This window comes from Mycobacterium persicum, assembly GCF_002086675.1.
In the GTDB taxonomy this organism is placed as follows: Bacteria; Actinomycetota; Actinomycetes; order Mycobacteriales; family Mycobacteriaceae; genus Mycobacterium; species Mycobacterium persicum.
In genome coordinates this window covers 76,591-94,702 of sequence record NZ_MVIF01000010.1, presented here as the reverse complement: position 1 = coordinate 94,702, position 18,112 = coordinate 76,591, and the positions used below count along the sequence as shown (strand labels likewise).

Below are 18,112 nucleotides of genomic sequence, written 5' to 3'. Positions count from 1 at the left end.
ATCCGCAATGTCACCCGCATTCCTCCTTGAGGCGAACGTCAATCAGCATCGGAAAAAGGGTAGCACTGGTCAACACCGGCTGGTTCAACTCGGGCAACGAGAACACGGGGTGGTTCAACTCGGGAGACCTCAACACCGGGCTGTTCAATGCGGGCAGCGTAAACACGGGCTTCGGCAGCTCGATCGACCAGCCCGGTTCGGTGTCGGGCTTCGGCAACACGGGTACCAATATGTCGGGCTTCTACAACTCGGGCACCGATACCTCCGGCTTCCAGAACACGACCGGGGGCGCCTATGTGTCCGGCGTCCAAAACTCGGGTGGAGGCGGGCTGGCGGGCTTCTTCAACACGGGCATCGCCAACACGGGCATCGCCAACTCCGGCAGTGACAATGCCGGCGTCGGCAACTCAGGTAGCGACAACTCGGGCGTGCAGAACTCGGGCACGCTGAGCTCCGGCGGCTTCAACACCGGTGACAGCCAGTCAGGGTTCTTCCACTAGCCGGCGACCGTCACCTCAGCCACACGAGTCTCCGTAGGTGCATTGTGCCCGCTTACCAGGGACAAATGCATTGTGCACCTTAGCTTGTCGCCAATGGCGGTCGTGGGCCTGCTCCCGCTGCGGGGAGATGGAAATCGCGTGCTGGTGCGGTTGGGTCGGAGGCTGACGGCGTCGAGTGTGCTTTGATGGCGCCGAGGGTGCTTTGATGGCGCCGAGTGTGTGCTGATGGCGCCGACCGTGCCGTCAGGGCGGCTGATCGCGGCGGATCCCGCCCTACAAACGCACTCAAAGCCGTCAATGCGCACTCGATGCCGCGGCATGACGCCCGACTCGGTGAGCACCCCAGACATCCCCCGAACGCCTGCCATCACAACAGGTTTGAGCGAATGCGCGGTATCGGCGTGCCGAAAACAGAGCCCAAGGTGTGCCGAAAACAGAGCCAGGCCGCCAAGGCCGCGCAAGCGGACATTGTCCACCAGCAGCATGCGTGATCACCATGAATTTCCGAGTGTGGGCAGAAACGGCACCCACTGGGCCAGAGACTGGTGGGAAGGATGTGACGGCCGAGGACGAGGCCGAGGACGACTCCAATGTAGCCGCTACCTCAGCGCAGTAATTGCGCGGCCTGATCGGCCAGATCGAGCACCGGCTGCGGAATGATCCCCAAAACCACTGTGACGATCGCGCATATCGCGATAGCGGCCTTGCTCAGCACTCCGGGCGCCACCACCTGCGGTGTGTCGTCGGATCCCTCGGTGAAGAACATCAACACGATGACGCGCACGTAGAAGTAGGCGGCCACTCCGCTGGCGATCACACCGATGATCACCAATGGCACCGCCCCACCCTGGGCAGCGGCCCGGAACACCGCGAACTTACTGACGAATCCACTGGTCAGCGGGATACCGGCGAACGCGAGCAGAAACATCGAAAGCATCACGCCCACAATGGGTGAACGCTGGCCCAGCCCGGCCCAGTGCGACAGGTCGGCGTCCTCGACTCCGTCGGCGTTGCGGATCAGGCCCACGATGGCGAACGCGCCCACTGTCGAAAAGCTGTAGGCGACCAGATAGAACAGCGTCGCCGACAGGCCGGCTTGGTTGTCGGCGATGACGCCGGTGAGGATGAATCCGACGTGGGCGACCGACGAATAGGCCAGCATCCGTTTGACGTCGGTCTGATTCACTGCGGTGATGGTGGCTACCGCCATGGTCAGGATCGAAATCGCCCACAGCACCGGGCGCCACTGGTCGTGCAGCGGCGGCAGCGCGACATAGACAACGCGCAGCAGTGCGCCGAACGCGGCGACTTTGGTGGCGGCCGCCATGAATCCCGTGATCGGGGTGGGCGCACCCTGATAGACGTCGGGAATCCAGGAATGGAAGGGGACCGCGCCGACCTTGAAGAGCAGGCCGACCGACAGCAGTCCGACGCCGACCAAGGCCATCGACGTATCGCTTTGTGCTGCCAGCGAATCCCGGATACCGGACAGGGTCAGCGTGCCGGTCGCACCGTAGAGCAATGCGACGCCGTAGAGGAAGAATGCCGACGAGAAGGCGCCCAGCAAAAAGTACTTCAACGCCGCTTCCTGCGACAGCAGCCGGCGGTGACGAGCGAGCCCGCACATCAGGTACAGCGGCAGCGACAAGACTTCGAGCGCGACGAACATCGTCAACAGGTCGTTGGACGCGGGAAAGACCATCATGCCGCCGACCGACAACGTCAGCAGCGGGAAGATCTCGGTTTGAGCGGCGCCGGCCCGTTCGGCCTCGTGCTCGGCGTCGCTGCCCGGCACCGCAGAAGCCTGCGGCGTAAAGGAATCCAGCCCGCCGGTGCCCGCCGCGACCGCCACCCTGCGCGGGGTGGCGACGCGGTGGGCGCTGCGTTCGGCGATGAAGATGACTGCCAGCACCGCGACCAGCAGCACGGTGCCCTGCAGAAACAGCGTCGGTCGATCCACGGCCACCGAACCCAGCACCGCGCGTCGACCGGACGCCGGAATCGACCTGGCCACCATGATGACCGTGACGAATGCGGCGACCAATCCGCCGACGGTGAGCGTCACCTGGGCGCCGTATCGCATGCGGCGAGGCAGAAACGCTTCGGCCAGCACTCCGACGACAGCGACGCCGAAGACGATCAGCATCGGGCAGAGCAGGAAGTACTCAATACTGGGGCTGGGCAAGGTCATTGGTGCGGTCCTTCGGCTGTCCGCTGGGCGCCGGGGCCCGAAACCGGATGTGTGACGTGAGGCGCGGGATCATGCTGGCCGATGGTGGTCATGGTGTTCTCGACCGCCGGGTTGATGAGGTCGAGCATCGGTTTGGGGTAGACCCCGAGCACGAGCAGCAACGCGATCAGCGGTGCCACCACAATCATTTCGCGGGGCACCAGGTCACCGATCCGTTCGTTGCCCTCGGCCACCGGCCCGGTCATCACCCGCTGGTAGAGCCACAGCATGTAGATGGCAGACAGAACGAGGGCGGTGACGCCGAACGCCGCTGCCAGCCAGTAGCGGCTGTAAGTGCCTAGCAGCACCAGGAATTCGCTGACGAACGGGGCAAGGCCGGGCAGCGACAAGGTGGCCATGGCCGAAACCATGAACGTTCCGGCCAGGACCGGGGCCACCTTTTGCACACCGCCGTAGTCGGCGATCGACCGGCTGCCGTGGCGGGAAATTAGGAAGCCGGCAATCAGGAACACCGCCGCCGTGGACAGGCCGTGGTTGAGCATGTACAGCGTCGATCCGCTCTGCCCCTGGGTGGTCATCACGAAGATGCCCGCGATGATGAATCCGAAGTGCGAGATCGAGGTGTAGGCGATCAGCCGCATGATGTCGGTCTGACCGATCGCCACCACCGCGCCGTAGACCACGCCGATGATGGCCAGTGTCACGATCAGCGGACGGAAATACGTTGACGCGTCAGGGAATAGCTGCAGGCAATAACGCAGCATGCCGAAGGTGCCGACCTTGTCCATCACGGCCATCATCAGCACCGCGGTCGCGGGTGTGGACTCGACGGCGGCGTCGGGCAGCCAGCGGTGGAAGGGCCACAGCGGGGCCTTGACGGCGAACGCGAACATGAAACCCAGGAACAGCGCCTTGAACACTGCCGGGTCCACGCCGTAGCGGCCCGAGGCAACACCGGCCACGATCTCGCGGAAGTCGAAGGTGCCCGGACCGTGCTGCGCGGTCACCACGTACAGCCCGATCACCGCCGCCAGCATGATCAGCCCGCCGAACAGGTTGTACAGCAAGAACTTCACCGCCGCGCGCGAGCGCCCCGGACCCTGGCCGAAGCCGCCGATGAGGAAGTACATCGGGATCAGCATGGCTTCGAAGAACACGTAGAACAGCAGCACGTCGAGCGCTACCAGCGAGATCAGCACCATCGACTCGATGGCCAGCGTCAAGGCGACATACGCGTGCACCCCGCGGGTGCGCTCACCACCATCATTCCAGCCGGCTACCAGCAGCAGCGGAATCAGCACCGTGGTGAGCAGCACCAGCACCACCGCGATGCCGTCCACCCCGAGGGTATAGCCGGCACCGAAAGCCGGTATCCATGAATGCTTTTCGACGAACTGGTATGGCTCCGTGCCAGTTTGTGAGCCGGGCTTGAAGCCGATCGCGATGACGATCGAGACCCCCAGCGTCGCAACGCTGACGATCAGGCCGGTCCACTTGGCCAGTTGGCGCAGTCCCGGGGGCAGCAGGATGATCAGCACCGAACCGGCCAGCGGCACCAGCCACAGCGTGCTCAGCCAGGCAAAGTTGCTCACCACAGGTTCACCGCCAGGAGTACCGCAGCCACCAGGACCGCGCCGGCCAACATCGACAGCGCGTAGTTGCGTGCGAAGCCGGTTTGCATGCGCCGCAAGCGGTTCGACGTCCGGCTCACCAGCGCCGCCAGCGCGTTGACCGACCCGTCCACCCCCGCATTGTCGACTTCGACCAGCGTGTCCGTCAGTCGGGCGCTGGGACGCATGAACACCTCCTCGTTGAAGGCGTCGCCGTAGAGGTCGGCGCGCGCGGCCGTCGTCAGCACCGACACCTGGGTGGGGGCCACCCGCGGGATCGGTGCGGTGGCATACATCCGGTAGGCGACCGCGATTCCGGCGGCGACGACGGCGAGCGTCACCGTGGTGCTGACCCAGGCCGGGATGGCGTGGGCGGCTTCTTCGGGTACGCCGACGACGGGCTCGAGCCAGTGCCGTAGGGTTCCGCCGACCGCGAACAGGCCCCCGGAGAACACCGAGCCGACGGCCAGCAAGATCATCGGCCACGTCATCAGCCCCGGCGCCTCGTGCGGATGTGACCCTGGCGCCCAACGCTTTTTGCCGAAGAAGGTCATCAGCATCACCCGCGTCATGTAGAACGCGGTGACGCCGGCACCGAGCAGCGCCGCGCCGCCCAACACATAGCCCCGGGCGCCGCCGACGTTCAGCGCCGCCTCGATGATCGCGTCCTTGGAGAAGAAGCCCGCGAACGGCGGCACCCCGATGATCGCCAGATAGGCCAGCCCGAAGGTGACGAACGTGACCGGCAGCGCGGCCCGCAGTCCGCCGTAGCGGCGCATGTCCTGTTCTTCGTTCATCGCATGGATCACCGCACCGGACCCGAGGAACAGGCCGGCCTTGAAGAAGCCGTGGGTGAGCAGATGCATGATCGCGAAGGCATAACCGGCCGGGCCCAGGCCGGCGGCCAGCACCATGTACCCGATCTGGCTCATCGTGGAGGCGGCCAGCGCGCGCTTGATGTCGTCCTTGGCGCACCCGATGAACGCGCCGAACAGCAAGGTGACGGCGCCGACGACGACCACGGCCAGCTGAGCCTCCGGCGACAGGTCATACAGCGGGTTGGACCGCACGATCAGATACACGCCCGCGGTCACCATGGTGGCCGCGTGGATCAGCGCGGACACCGGGGTGGGGCCCTCCATCGCGTCGCCCAGCCAGGCCTGCAGCGGAACCTGTGCCGATTTGGCGCACGCGCCCAACAACAGCAGCAACCCCATCGCGGTCAGCGCACCGCGACCGGCGGCGGGTGCTGCGGCGAACACTCCGGCGTAGGACAGCGTCCCGAACGTGGCGAACATGACGAACATGCCCAGCGCCAGTCCTGCGTCACCGACCCGGTTCATCACGAACGCCTTCTTGGCCGCCGTGGCCGCCGACGGTTTGTGGTACCAGAAACCGATCAGCAGGTAGGAAGCCAGGCCGACGCCTTCCCAGCCGACATAGAGCAGCGCATAGTTGTCGGCGACCACCAGCAGCAGCATCGAGGCCAGAAACAGGTTGAGGTAGCCGAAAAATCGGCGGCGGTCCGGGTCATCGGCCATGTAGGCCACCGAATAAATATGGATCAGCGATCCGACGCCGGTGATCAGCAGCACGAAGCACATCGACAGCTGGTCGAGCTGCAGCCCGAAGTCGACCTGGAGGCCGCCCACCGGAATCCAGGTGTACACCGTCTGGCGGATGACGCGGTCGCCCTCACCCCGGCCGAGCATGTCGCTGAGCAACGTCACGCCCACGCCGAACGACCCGAGGGCCGCCGCGCAGCCCAGCCAATGACCCCAGGCGTCGGTTAGTCTGCCGCCGAACAGCAAGATCGCGGCACCGGCCAGCGGCAGCGCCACCAGCAGCCAGGTGTAGTGAGTCCCCAAAGAATTTGTCACGGTGGCGTTCTCAGCCTTTGAGTAGGTTCGCGTCGTCGACCGACGCCGATTTGCGGGCACGGAAAATCGTCATGATGATGGCCAGGCCGACGACGACTTCACAGGCAGCCACCACCATGGTGAAGAACGCGATCATCTGCCCGTCGAGATGGCCGTGCATCCGCGCGAACGTGACGAACGCCAGATTGACCGCGTTGAGCATCAGCTCCACGCACATGAACATGACAATCGCGTTGCGTCGCAGCAGTACACCGGAAGCGCCGACGGTGAACAGGAGCGCCGAAAGGTAAAGGTAATTGGCCGGGTTCACGACTTACCTCTCTTGACCGTGTCGGCGGAGGGGGTCGCCGTGCCGTCCGCGCCCCGGCCGCGCAATATCGGGGAGACCGACAATTCCGAGTACGTCCCGTCGGGCAGCAGCGCCGCCACATCGACCGCGTTGCGGCGCGCGTAGACACCCGGGTTGGGCAGCGGGGTGGGATGCCCGCCGGGACGGAAGCGCTCCTGGGAGAGCTCGCGCTGGGTTTTGCGGCGCTCGAAGCGTTCTCGGTGAGCTAGCACCATCGCCCCGATAGCCGCGGTGATCAACAGCGCGCTGGTCAGCTCGAAAGCCCACAGGTAGCGAAAGAAGATCAGCGCCGCCAGGCCTTCGACATTGCCGTTGGCGTTGGCGGCGGTCAGTCCGGCGAAGCCGCCGGTGGCCACGTTGCCGATGCCGCCGACCAGCAGGATGCCGAACCCGATCCCGGTGGCCACCGCGGCGATCCGCTGTCCGCGCAGGGTCTCCTTCAGCGATTCCGCGGAGTCCACGCCGATCAGCATCAGCACGAACAAGAACAGCATCATCACCGCGCCGGTGTAGACCACGACTTGAACGACGCCCAGGAACAGCGCGTCCTGGACCATGTAGAACACCGCCAGGATGATCATCGTCATCGCCAAGAACATCGCCGAGTACACCGCGTTCACCGCCAGCACCACCCCGAGCGCGCCGATCAATGCCAGCGCGCCCAGGATCCAGAACGTCACCGCTTCACCGGTGGAGGTCCGAACGATGGTGTCCTGCGCCAGATTAGCGGCCAGTAACGCGGTCACCGGGAATCTCCGGCTTGCTGCGGTTCACGTAGGCCCTGCGGGGTGACGTTGCCCAGGTAGTAGTCCTTGTCCGTGGCACCCGCGGCCCTGGGGTGCGGTGGCGCGGTCATCTCGGGCAGCAGCGGAGCCAGCAGCCGGTCCTTCTCATAGATCAGGTCGGCGCGGTTGTCGTCGGCCATTTCGTAGTCGTTGGTCATGGTGAGCGCCCGGGTGGGGCACGCCTCGATGCACAGGCCGCAACCGATGCACCGCAGGTAGTTGATCTGGTACACCCGGCCGTAACGCTCACCGGGCGAATAACGCGCTTCCTCGGTGTTGTCGGCGCCCTCGACGTAAATCGCGTCGGCCGGGCACGCCCAGGCGCACAACTCGCAGCCGATGCATTTCTCCAGCCCGTCGGGGTATCGGTTGAGCTGATGACGGCCGTGGTACCGCGGTGCCACCGGACCGGGCTTTTCCGGATACTCCTCGGTGACGGTCTTTTTGAACATCGACCCGAGGGTCACGCCGAATCCGGCTACGGCGTCCAGAAACCGACGACGATGCGGGCCGGAGCCGGCCCGAGGAGAAGTCGGACGGTCAGACTTAGCCACGTGCGTTCTCCTTGCTCGCACCAACTGGCTGCGCCAGTGGTTTCATCGGCAGCGGCGGGGTCGGGAATACCGGTTCGGCGCCGCCGCGCTCGGCTGTGGTCTCGGCGCGCTGTTGGCGGCGCTTCACCCGAGAGCCCGGGCTTCGTAGCGACATCACCAGGCCCGTGGTGACGACCAGGCTGCTGACCACCAACGTCGCCGTCCAATACTGGTATCCCTGGTTGCGTAGCGCGCGGATGACGGCCGCGACCATGATCCACAGCAGCGAGACGGGAATCAGCAATTTCCAGCCCAGCGCCATGAATTGGTCGTAGCGCAGCCGCGGCAACGTGGCCCGCAGCCAGAAGTAGATGAACAAAAAGCCCCACACCTTGGCGGTGAACCAGAGCACCGGCCACCAGCCGACGTTGGCGCCGGCCCACATGTTCAGCGGCCAGGGAGCATGCCAGCCGCCCAGGAACATCGTCGCGGCCAGCGCCGAAACCGTTGTCATGTTGACGTATTCGGCGAGCATGAACATCGCGAACTTCAGCGACGAGTACTCGGTATGGAACCCGGCGACCAGCTCACCCTCCGCTTCGGGCAGGTCGAACGGCGCCCGGTTGGTCTCGCCCACCATGGAGATGAGGTAGATGACGAACGACGGCAGCAACAAGAAGACGTACCAGACCCGGTCTTGTGCGGCGATGATCTGTGACGTCGACATGGTGCCCGCGTAGAGGAACACGGTCGCGAACGACAGCCCCATCGCGACCTCGTAGGAGATCACCTGCGCGGTCGAGCGCACACCGCCGAGTAGCGGATAGGTGGAGCCGGACGCCCAACCGCCGAGCACGATGCCGTATACCCCGACCGCCGACAGGGCCAGGATGAACAGCACCGCGACCGGCAGATCGGTCAGTTGCAGCGGCGTCCGGTGGCCGAACACCGACACCTCGGGGCCGAACGGGACGAAGGCAAATGCCGTGAACGCGGGAATCACCGAGATGATCGGGGCGAGAAAATAAACGAACTTGTCGATGCCGCCGGGAGTGATGCTTTCCTTGAGCGCCAGCTTGATTCCGTCGGCGAGACTTTGCAACGCGCCGTGCGGCCCCACCCGGTTGGGGCCGGGGCGCAGTTGCATCCGGCCCAGCAGCTTGCGCTCGGCCAGGATCGCCACCAGCACGGTCAGCATGAGGAAGACGAAGATGGCGATCGCCTTGGTCACCACCAGCCACCAGACGTCATGTCCGAACGGGGTCATCGGCACCGCTCCTCCACATCACTTCGTTCTGGGTCGTCGCCGGCGCGGGTCATTCGCTCACTCCAATGCGCACGACGCTGCCCAGACTTGCGCCCAGCTGCCGGTACACCGCCGAACCGGAAGAGTTCAGCGGAAGCCACACCACCCGATCGGGCATGTCGGTGACGCATAGCGGCACGGTGATCGATCCACGCGACGTGCTGACGGTGACATCGTCGCCGTCGGCGGCGCCGATCTCGGCTGCGGTGTCGGCCGACAGCCGCACCACCGGCGGGCGCGCGGTGCCGGCCAGATGCGGTTCGCCGTCCTGTAGCCGGCCGGCGTCCAGCAGCATCCGCCAACCGGTCAGCACCGCCTCGCCAGTGCCCGGTTGGGCGGGCCCGGGCGCGGCAACCTGCGGGCCTGCGGCGTGCTTGCCGTTCCAGGTGCCCAGCGCGGCAAGCTCGGCGCGGGCCGCCTCGACGTCGGATACGCCCAGATAGACGCCCAACTCGTCGGCCAGCGCGTCGAGCACCCGATGATCCGACTGACCGGCTTGCGCAATGGTGCCCTGAAGCGCGGGCTTGAACCCGCGGTAGCGGCCCTCCCAGTTGACGAATGCGCCGGCCTTCTGCACCGTCGGGGCCACTGGGAACACCACGTCGGCGCGCTCGGTGACGGCGCTGTGCCGCAATTCCAGACTGACCACGAAACCGGCGGAGTCCAGTGCGGCAAGCACCGCGTCCGGATCGGCGAAGTCGCCGGGTTCGACACCGCCGACCAGCAGCGCGCCCAGCGCGCCGTCGGTCGCCGCGGCCAGCATCCCGTCGGCGTCACGCCCTGGGGCCGAAGGCAATTCGGCCACATGCCAGGCGTCTCGGACCTGCGAGCGGGCGGTCTCGTCGGCCAGCGGACGGCCACCGGGAAGCAGTCCCGGCAGCGCGCCGGCTTCCAGCGCGCCGCGTTCCCCGGCGCGGCGCGGCACCCAGGCCAGCCGGGCCCCGGTGGAGTCGGCCAGCCGTGCCACGGCGGACAATCCACCGGGCACCGTAGCCAAGCGTTCCCCGACCATGATGACCGCTCCCGGTGTGGCCAGCAGATCACCCACCTCACCGGTGGCCAGCCCATCTAGGGCCGCGGGCTCCTCGCCGGGAACGGTTTTGATCAGCGTGCCCGACATCTTCTGCAGACCCCGGGTGGCGAACGGGGCGATCGCATACACGGGAACCTTGTGTTTGCGGGCAGCCTTGCGCAGCCGCAAGAAGATGATCGGGGACTCGTCTTCGGGTTCGAACCCGACGAGTAGCACCACCGGCGCCGATTCCAGGTCGGCATAGCTGACGGCTTTCGGCCGGCCCGCGACGCGGGCCGCCAGGAAGTCGGCCTCCTCGGCTGAGTGTGGCCGGGCCCTAAAGTCGACGTCGTTGGTGTCCAACACAATTCGCGCGAACTTGGCGTAGGCGTACGCGTCTTCCCAGGTGACCCGGCCGCCGACCAGCACACCGGTGCGACCGCGGGCCGCTTCGAGTCCTTGGGCCGCGGCCACCATGGCGTGCGACCACGACGCGGGCACCAGCTCGCCGTCGGCATTCCGGATTAGGGGAGTGGTCAGCACGTCCGGCTGGGTCGCGTAGGTGAAAGCCCACCGGCCCTTGTCGCAGTTCCACTCCTCGTTGACTTCCGGGTCGTCGCCGGCGAGGCGGCGCAGCACCTTGCCGCGGCGGTGATCGGTGCGCTGGGCACAGCCCGACGCGCAGTGCTCACAGACGCTGGGGCTGGAGACCAAGTCGAACGGACGCGCCCGGAATCGGTAGGCAGTCCCGGTCAGCGCGCCGACCGGGCAGATCTGCACCGTGTTGCCCGAGAAGTAGGAGTCGAACGGTTCGCCTGTATAGATGCCGACCTGCTGCAACGCGCCGCGCTCCTGCATGTCGATGGACGGATCGCCGGCGATCTGTTCGGAGAACCGGGTGCAGCGGGCGCACAGGATGCACCGTTCCCGGTCCAGCAATACCTGTGCGGAGATGTTGATCGGCTTGGCGAACGTGCGCTTGACGTCGGTGAAGCGGGAGTCGGGCCGGCCGTTGGACATGGCCTGGTTCTGCAGCGGGCATTCGCCGCCCTTGTCGCACATCGGGCAGTCCAGCGGATGGTTGATCAGCAGCAGCTCCATCACACCGTGCTGGGCTTTGTCGGCGGCTTCCGAGGTGAGCTGGGTGCGCACCACCATGTCGTCGGTGCAGACCGTGGTGCACGACGCCAGCGGTTTGCGTTGTCCCTCGACCTCGACCAGACATTGGCGGCACGCGCCGACCGGGTCGAGCAGCGGGTGGTCGCAGAACCGTGGGATCTGGATGCCCATCAGCTCCGCCGCCCGGATCACCAAAGTGCCTTTGGGGACGCTTATTTCGTTTCCGTCGATGGTCAGCGTCACCATCTCCGGCTGGGCCACCCGGTTTTCGGTGTCGGCCGTTTGGGTCACGCCGTGTCTCCGTTCGCCATGAGCATGGATTCCCGGGGGTCGAACGGGCATCCGCCGCCTTCGACATGCGCGACGTACTCGTCGCGGAAGTACTTGATGGACGACATCACCGGGCTTGCGGCGCCATCGCCCAACGCGCAGAACGCCTTTCCCAAAATCGAGTCCGAGATGTCGAGCAGTTTGTCGATGTCCTCGTGGGTGCCCCGGCCGGTTTCCAGCCGCTCGTAGATCTTGTCCAGCCAGAACGTCCCTTCGCGGCACGGTGTGCATTTCCCGCATGATTCGTGTTTGTAAAACTCGGTCCAGCGCCGCACCGCACGCACCACGCAGGTGGTCTCGTCGAAGATCTCCAGCGCCTTGGTGCCCAGCATCGATCCGACAGCACCCACACCCTCGTAATCCAAGGGCACGTCGAGGTGCTCGTCGGTGAGCAACGGTGTGGAGGACCCGCCCGGCGTCCAGAATTTCAGCCGGTGTCCGGCGCGGACCCCGCCGGCGTAATCGAGCAACTCGCGCAACGTGATACCCAACGGCGCCTCGTACTGCCCGGGACGGGTGACGTGCCCGGACAACGAATACAGCGTGAAGCCAGGCGATTTCTCGCTGCCCATCGACCGGAACCAGTCGACGCCGTTGAGGATGATCGCCGGGACGCTGGCGATGGTCTCGACGTTGTTGATCACCGTCGGGCAGCCGTACAGCCCCGCAACAGCGGGAAAGGGCGGCCGGAGCCGCGGCTGGCCGCGGCGGCCTTCCAGCGAATCGAGCAGCGCGGTCTCCTCTCCGCAGATGTAGGCGCCCGCACCGGCGTGTACCACCAGCTCCAGGTCGAAACCCGACCCGGCGATGTTGCGGCCCAGGTAACCGGCGGCGTACGCCTCGGCCACCGCGTTCTGCAGCCGGCGCAGCACCGGCAGCACCTCGCCGCGCACATAGATGAAGGCGTGGTGGGCCCGGATCGCGTATGCGGCGATGATGACGCCCTCGATGAGCACGTGCGGTGTCGCCAGCATCAGCGGAATGTCTTTGCAGGTGCCGGGTTCGGACTCGTCTGCGTTGACCACCAGGTAGTGCGGCTTGGCGGCCGGACCCTTGTCTCCTTGGGGGATGAACGACCATTTGGTTCCGGTGGCGAATCCGGCGCCGCCGCGCCCGCGCAACCCGGAGTCCTTGACGGTGCCGATCACGTCGTCGGGGTCCATGGCCAAGGCCTTCTTCATCGCCTGGTAGCCGTCATGACGCTGATACGTCGCCATGGTCCATGACTCGGGGTCGTCCCAGTAGCGGCTGATCACCGGGGTCAACGGGGTTGCCTGCGAGGTCATCACTGGCCTTCCGGGGTGGTTTCGGGCCCGGGTGGCGCCTGCATGTCGTTTTCCTTCGCCACCTGCAGGCCGGCCAGCGTGGCGGCGCCGGCACCGCCCTGGCCTTGGTCGGGACGCTGATCCGGCAGCCCCGCCAGGATGCGCGACGTCTCCCGGAAGGCGCACAACGGGGCCCCCCGGGTAGGCGGCTTCGGGGTGCCGGAGCGCAGCGAGTCGACGAGTTCGCGCGCCGACTCCGGTGTCTGGTTGTCGAAGAATTCCCAATTGACCATGACGACCGGGGCGTAGTCGCAGGCGGCGTTGCATTCGATGTGTTGCAGGGTGATCGACCCGTCGGCGGTGGTCTCGTCGTTGCCGATGCCGAGATGGTCTTTGAGGTCCGCGAAGATGGCGTCGCCGCCCATGATGGCACACAGCGTGTTGGTGCATACGCCGACCAGGTAGTCGCCGGTGGGTCCGCGCCGGTACATGGTGTAGAAGCTGGCCACCGCCGAGACCTCGGCCCCGGTCAGCCCCAACTGGTTTGCGCAGAACTCCAGACCTGCCGGTGTCAGGTAGGAGTCCTCACCCTGCACCAGGTGCAGCAGCGGCAGCAGCGCGGAACGCTTGTTGGGGTAGCGGCCGATGATCTCCTTGGCGTCGACCTCCAGCCGCGCGTGCACCTCGGGCGGATACGACTGTGGCGCACCCTCCACCATGAACTGGTTGGGTTCTTCGGGCGGCGGCCCGAGCCGTAGGAACACCGGTTGCCCCAGCGGTCCGGTCATCGGTCCACCCCGCCCATGACGGGGTCGATGCTGGCGACGGCGGTGATCAGGTCTGCGACCATGCCGCCCTCGCACATCGCGGCGACCGCCTGCAGGTTGGTGAACGACGGATCCCGGTAGTGCACCCGGTAGGGGCGGGTGCCGCCGTCGCTGACCATGTGCACGCCGAGCTCTCCGCGCGGTGATTCCACCGCCACGTAGACCTGGCCCGGCGGTACCCGGATGCCCTCGGTCACCAACTTGAAGTGGTGGATCAGCGCCTCCATCGAGCTGCCCATGATCTTGGCGATGTGCTCCTCCGAGTTGCCCATGCCATCGGGGCCCACCTTCAGGTCGGCGGGCCAGGCGATCTTGCGGTCCTCGATCATGGTGGGGCCCGGCTGCAGCCTGTCCAGGCACTGCTCGACGATCTTCACCGACTCCCACATCTCTTTGACCCGAATCATGTAGCGCCCGTAGGCATCACAGGCGTCATCGGTGATCACGTCGAATTCGTAATTTTCGTAACCACAGTAGGGTTCGCTCTTGCGCAGGTCGTGCGGTAATCCGGTGGAACGCAGGATCGGCCCGGTGATACCCAGCGCCATGCATCCGGCCAGATCGAGATATCCGATGCCCTGGGTGCGGGCTTTCCAGATGGCGTTTTCGTTGAGCAGATCACCCAACTCGCGCAGTGGTTGCCGCAGCTGGGTGAGGGCTTCGGCGATTTCGCTGGCCGCGTTGGGCGGCAGATCCTGGGCGACGCCGCCGGGCCGGATGTAGGCGTGGTTCATCCGCAATCCGGTGATCGACTCGAACACGTTGAGGATGATTTCGCGCGCCCGGAAGCCGATGAACATGGCGGTCATCGCGCCCAGTTCCATGCCGCCGGTCGCCAATGCCACCAGGTGAGACGAGATGCGGTTGAGCTCCATCAGCAGCACCCGGATGACGTTGACCCGCTCTGGGATCTGCTCGGTGATACCGAGCAGCTTCTCCACACCCAGGCAGTACGCGGTTTCGTTGAAAAACGGTGACAGATAATCCATTCGGGTCACGAAGGTGACGCCCTGGGTCCAGTACCGGTATTCGAGGTTTTTCTCGATACCGGTGTGCAGATAGCCGATTCCGCAGCGGGCCTCGATGATCGTTTCGCCTTCGATCTCGAGGATCAGCCGCAACACCCCGTGGGTGGACGGATGCTGGGGCCCCATGTTGACGACGATGCGTTCGCCGGGGTCCGCCTTGCGGGCGGCGTCGACGATGTCCTCCCAGTCCTGGCCGCCGGCGACCAGGATGGTTTCGGTCTCACTCATCAGTTGTAGCCCCTACGTTCGTCGGGCGGGGGTATCTGCGCGCCCTTGTATTCGACCGGGATGCCACCGAGTGGGTAGTCCTTGCGCTGCGGATGTCCGTGCCAGTCGTCGGGCATCTCGATGCGGGTCAGTGACGGATGCCCGTCGAAGACGATCCCGAAGAAGTCATATGTCTCGCGCTCATGCCAGTCGTTGGTCGGATAGACCGAATACAGCGACGGGATATGCGGATCACTATCGGGCACAGACACTTCCAGCCGGAGGCGACGGTTGTGGGTGATCGACTGCAGGGGGTAGACGGCGTGCAGCTCTCGGCCGGTCTCGTGCGGGTAGTGCACTCCGTTGACGCCCAGGCACATTTCGAACCGCAATTCCGGTTCGTCGCGCAGGCGTTGGGCGACTTGTGGCAGTCGTTCGCGCCGGACGTGCAGGGTCAGTTCGGCCCCCTTGCCGGGCGGGTACACCACGACTTTCTCTATGGCGTCGTCGAATTCGACACCCTCGCCCTGCAGTGCTTCGGCCAGGCGGTCGGCAATGTCGTCGAAATAGCCGCCATAGGGCCGAGGGCTGCTCCCTGGCAACGTGACCTGACGCACCAGCCGCCCGTATCCGGACGTGTCACCGGTGCCGCTGACGCCGAACATCCCGCGGCGAACGTCGATCACTTCTTCGTCGGCGCGGGCGATCGCCTCCTGCGGGTCTTGGTCTGGGGAGCTCATCGCAGCAGTCCGCGCATCTCGATGGTGGGCCTGGCCAGCAGCGCCGCCTCCTCGGCCTCGGCGATGGCACGTTCCCGGTTGACACCCAACGGCATTTCCTGAATCTTCTCGTGCAGCTTGAGGATTGCGTGCAGGAGCATCTCGGGACGCGGCGGACACCCCGGCAGGTAGATGTCGACCGGAACAACGTGGTCCACACCCTGGACGATCGCGTAGTTGTTGAACATCCCGCCGGACGACGCGCAGACCCCCATGGCGAGCACCCATTTCGGCTCGGCCATCTGGTCGTAGATCTGGCGCAGCACCGGCGCCATCTTCTGGCTGACCCGTCCCGCCACGATCATCAGATCCGCTTGCCGCGGTGTCGCCGAGAATCGCTCCATCCCGAAGCGGGCCAGATCGAACCTCGGTCCGGCGGTCGCCATCATTTCGATCGCGCAGCACGCCAAGCCGAACGTCGCCGGCCACAGTGAGTTTTTGCGGACGTAGCCCGCCACCTTCTCGACTGTTGACAGCAGGATCCCGCCGGGTAGCTGTTCTTCCAGTCCCACGCCCTACCTCAATCCCATCTCAAATCCCATCGCAAATCCCATCTCAGCCCTCAATCCCACGTCAGACCACCGCGGCGCCACACGTAGGCGTAGGCAACGAACACCGTGAGCATGAAGATCAGCATCTCGACCAGCGCGAAGGTGCCCAGCGCGTCGAAGCTGACCGCCCACGGGTACAGGAACACGATCTCGATGTCGAAGACGATGAACAACATTGCGGTCAGGTAGTACTTGATCGGGAACCGCTGCCCGGCCGTCGCTTGCGGGCCGCTCACCGAGCTGTCTGTCGGTTCAATCCCGCATTCGTAGGCCGCGAGCTTCGACCGGTTGAAGCGCGATGGACCGGCCAGGCTCGCGATCACAACCGAGAACACGGCAAAGGCGGCGGCAAGCACCGCCAGCACCAGGATGGGTATGTAGACGTTCACGTCGCTCCATGATCCGTCGTATTGGCCGCCGACACGGCGGCCGGGCGGTGACCGGGCTGCTGTGACGGGCCGGGCTTGTGGACCGCCGCAGTGACCTTCAACATAGTCGCGCTGCGGCAAGGGCCCATGCCCGGGGTCAACCCTCGCGGGCACCTGCAGATCCGCGGCTGCGGAGGCGTTGGGGGTGCCTCGCGCGTTGGCTCGGAGTCGGGGTGGCTCGGAAGTCTCGTGGGCGATTGGGTTGGTGTGCGCGGCGGTCAGAGCGCGGGCGCGCGTAACAGGCCGAGCGCCGTGCGGCCGAGCACAATCGGGTCGATCGGATGCGGTACCGCGGCCTCGGCTCGCGACCAGCTGGCCAGCCAGGTGTCATCCGGCCGCCCGGTGAGCACCAGAATCGGCGGGCACGTCGAGAGTTCGTCTTTGAGCTGTTTGGCGATTCCCATGCCCCCGGCTGGTGTCGCTTCGCCGTCGAGGATGGCCAAGTCGATGCCGCCTTCGTCCATCCGCTGTATCACCCTCGGAGCTGTCGCAATTTCGACATAGGTCAATTCCGGCAGATCAGGGTGCAGCCGTTTGCCCAGTGCACGCATCACCTGTTGGCGGGTTTGGACATTGTTGCTGTAAACGAGGATCCGCAGAGCGTCGCTGGAGTCGGGCACGGTGAAGATGCTACTTGTGCTCGTCAGCCTTCTTTGGCACGGCGGGCATCGAGGCTATCGTGCTGTGACCTCCTCGGTGATGGGCGCACTGGCGTGCCTAGCGGTGAGGCGGGGCTCGGACAGCGAGCTCCTACGCACTGAGCGTGTTCCAGTCACGACCCGTGTTTCCCCCGGTGCCGTCGGCCGGCGCGATCAAGTGGTGTACCCGGGCGGGCGGAACGTTCCGGAGAACATTCTCGTGGGCGACCTCGTGCTCGCTCATGTGCGACAGCATGAGTTGCTCAACACTGCGGATGCGAGCGCGCTGGGTCCCGCGTGACAGGGTTCTGCGGATTTGCCGGAGGTACAGGTATTCGACGTAGGTGAGTACCCCTCCAGGCTTGAGCAACCGGGTGTAGGAGTGGAGGATCTCCGCCACGGTGATCGCCGGGAAGTTGCTGTGCGGCAGGCTCGAAATAATGAAATCGTATGGCTCCGCGGCATCGAAATACTGAAACGGTACCTCGTGGATATTGGTGAAATTGCTGGCCGCCTGCCAGCGTGGTTCAGTGGCAAAACGTCTTTGCAACACGCGGACAAAGGAATCATTGATTTCCACCACGTCCAATGTGTCACCCGGGCGCAGGTGGTCGACAATTCGGTCAGTGAACGCGCCGGTGCCTGGCCCGCAGTCCAGAACGCGAATAGGCGCCGGCCCACGGCGCCGAAGGTGGCGAGTCATGGCCCGGGCCAGGTAGCGGGTGCTCGGCATCACCGATCCGGTTGTCTCGAATTTCCCGCAGAACTCACGAA

General features: G+C 65.5%; 16 protein-coding genes and 1 pseudogene. 1 reads left to right on the top strand and 16 read right to left on the bottom strand.

Annotated elements, in window-relative coordinates; translation table 11 throughout:
* Positions 1 to 500, top strand: a pseudogene (locus BST40_RS05775) (PPE family protein); the annotation flags it as partial.
* Between the two features lie 604 nt (positions 501 to 1,104).
* Here the strand turns inward: BST40_RS05775 and nuoN are convergent.
* The 16 genes from nuoN to BST40_RS05695 form a co-directional block, all read right to left on the bottom strand.
* Positions 1,105 to 2,691 carry an NADH-quinone oxidoreductase subunit NuoN gene (gene nuoN, locus BST40_RS05770; protein WP_075548875.1) on the bottom strand — a complete coding sequence of 529 codons (1,587 nt, stop codon included), beginning with the start codon at positions 2,689 to 2,691 and terminating at the stop codon, positions 1,105 to 1,107.
* Positions 2,688 to 4,283 carry an NADH-quinone oxidoreductase subunit M gene (locus BST40_RS05765; RefSeq protein WP_089025020.1) on the bottom strand — a complete coding sequence of 532 codons (1,596 nt, stop codon included), beginning with the start codon at positions 4,281 to 4,283 and terminating at the stop codon, positions 2,688 to 2,690. The genes nuoN and BST40_RS05765 overlap by 4 nt, the downstream gene beginning before the upstream one ends.
* Complete coding sequence (gene nuoL, locus BST40_RS05760; protein ID WP_075548873.1) at positions 4,280 to 6,181, bottom strand: NADH-quinone oxidoreductase subunit L; 1,902 nt, start codon at positions 6,179 to 6,181, stop codon at positions 4,280 to 4,282. Before nuoL ends, BST40_RS05765 begins: the two co-directional genes overlap by 4 nt.
* A gap of 10 nt (positions 6,182 to 6,191) precedes the next feature.
* Entirely contained in the window at positions 6,192 to 6,491 is a 300-nt protein-coding gene (gene nuoK / locus BST40_RS05755) for an NADH-quinone oxidoreductase subunit NuoK (protein ID WP_068042120.1), read from the bottom strand.
* Complete coding sequence (locus BST40_RS05750; protein WP_089025019.1) at positions 6,488 to 7,264, bottom strand: NADH-quinone oxidoreductase subunit J; 777 nt, start codon at positions 7,262 to 7,264, stop codon at positions 6,488 to 6,490. The genes nuoK and BST40_RS05750 overlap by 4 nt, the downstream gene beginning before the upstream one ends.
* 8 nt (positions 7,265 to 7,272) lie before the next feature.
* Positions 7,273 to 7,869: an NADH-quinone oxidoreductase subunit NuoI gene (gene nuoI, locus BST40_RS05745; protein ID WP_089025017.1), complete on the bottom strand. Its 597-nt coding sequence runs from the start codon at positions 7,867 to 7,869 to the stop codon at positions 7,273 to 7,275.
* Positions 7,862 to 9,115: an NADH-quinone oxidoreductase subunit NuoH gene (gene nuoH, locus BST40_RS05740; protein WP_075548921.1), complete on the bottom strand. Its 1,254-nt coding sequence runs from the start codon at positions 9,113 to 9,115 to the stop codon at positions 7,862 to 7,864. The genes nuoI and nuoH overlap by 8 nt, the downstream gene beginning before the upstream one ends.
* 49 nt (positions 9,116 to 9,164) lie before the next feature.
* Complete coding sequence (locus BST40_RS05735) at positions 9,165 to 11,576, bottom strand: NADH-quinone oxidoreductase subunit G (RefSeq protein ID WP_075548871.1); 2,412 nt, start codon at positions 11,574 to 11,576, stop codon at positions 9,165 to 9,167.
* A complete protein-coding gene (gene nuoF / locus BST40_RS05730; protein WP_075548870.1) occupies positions 11,573 to 12,901 on the bottom strand; it encodes an NADH-quinone oxidoreductase subunit NuoF in 1,329 nt (442 codons plus the stop codon). The genes BST40_RS05735 and nuoF overlap by 4 nt, the downstream gene beginning before the upstream one ends.
* Positions 12,901 to 13,668, bottom strand: a complete 768-nt coding sequence (nuoE, locus tag BST40_RS05725; RefSeq protein ID WP_075548869.1) for an NADH-quinone oxidoreductase subunit NuoE — start codon at positions 13,666 to 13,668, stop codon at positions 12,901 to 12,903. The genes nuoF and nuoE overlap by 1 nt, the downstream gene beginning before the upstream one ends.
* Positions 13,665 to 14,963 carry an NADH dehydrogenase (quinone) subunit D gene (gene nuoD / locus BST40_RS05720; protein ID WP_075548868.1) on the bottom strand — a complete coding sequence of 433 codons (1,299 nt, stop codon included), beginning with the start codon at positions 14,961 to 14,963 and terminating at the stop codon, positions 13,665 to 13,667. Before nuoD ends, nuoE begins: the two co-directional genes overlap by 4 nt.
* Entirely contained in the window at positions 14,963 to 15,682 is a 720-nt protein-coding gene (locus BST40_RS05715) for an NADH-quinone oxidoreductase subunit C (RefSeq protein ID WP_075548867.1), read from the bottom strand. The genes nuoD and BST40_RS05715 overlap by 1 nt, the downstream gene beginning before the upstream one ends.
* Positions 15,679 to 16,233: a NuoB/complex I 20 kDa subunit family protein gene (locus BST40_RS05710; protein ID WP_023371908.1), complete on the bottom strand. Its 555-nt coding sequence runs from the start codon at positions 16,231 to 16,233 to the stop codon at positions 15,679 to 15,681. The genes BST40_RS05715 and BST40_RS05710 overlap by 4 nt, the downstream gene beginning before the upstream one ends.
* Before the next feature lie 50 nt (positions 16,234 to 16,283).
* Positions 16,284 to 16,661 (bottom strand): NADH-quinone oxidoreductase subunit A, encoded by a 378-nt coding sequence (locus BST40_RS05705; RefSeq protein WP_075548866.1) that lies wholly within the window; start codon positions 16,659 to 16,661, stop codon positions 16,284 to 16,286.
* Positions 16,662 to 16,918: 257 nt separating this feature from the next.
* Positions 16,919 to 17,320, bottom strand: coding sequence for an Rv3143 family two-component system response regulator (locus BST40_RS05700; protein WP_075548865.1), 402 nt, complete (start codon positions 17,318 to 17,320; stop codon positions 16,919 to 16,921).
* A 130-nt stretch (positions 17,321 to 17,450) separates the two neighbouring features.
* Positions 17,451 to 18,071: a methyltransferase domain-containing protein gene (locus BST40_RS05695; protein WP_158006379.1), complete on the bottom strand. Its 621-nt coding sequence runs from the start codon at positions 18,069 to 18,071 to the stop codon at positions 17,451 to 17,453.
* Between the last annotated feature and the right edge of the window lie 41 nt (positions 18,072 to 18,112).

Coding starts and splice junctions, on each gene's coding strand:
- nuoN (WP_075548875.1), bottom strand. CDS start 2,691: ATGACCTTGCCCAGCCCCAGTATTGAGTACTTCCTGCTCTGCCCGATG.
- nuoH (WP_075548921.1), bottom strand. CDS start 9,115: ATGACCCCGTTCGGACATGACGTCTGGTGGCTGGTGGTGACCAAGGCG.
- nuoF (WP_075548870.1), bottom strand. CDS start 12,901: ATGACCTCGCAGGCAACCCCGTTGACCCCGGTGATCAGCCGCTACTGG.
- nuoE (WP_075548869.1), bottom strand. CDS start 13,668: ATGACCGGACCGCTGGGGCAACCGGTGTTCCTACGGCTCGGGCCGCCG.
- nuoD (WP_075548868.1), bottom strand. CDS start 14,963: ATGAGTGAGACCGAAACCATCCTGGTCGCCGGCGGCCAGGACTGGGAG.
- BST40_RS05715 (WP_075548867.1), bottom strand. CDS start 15,682: ATGAGCTCCCCAGACCAAGACCCGCAGGAGGCGATCGCCCGCGCCGAC.
- BST40_RS05695 (WP_158006379.1), bottom strand. CDS start 18,071: ATGCCGAGCACCCGCTACCTGGCCCGGGCCATGACTCGCCACCTTCGG.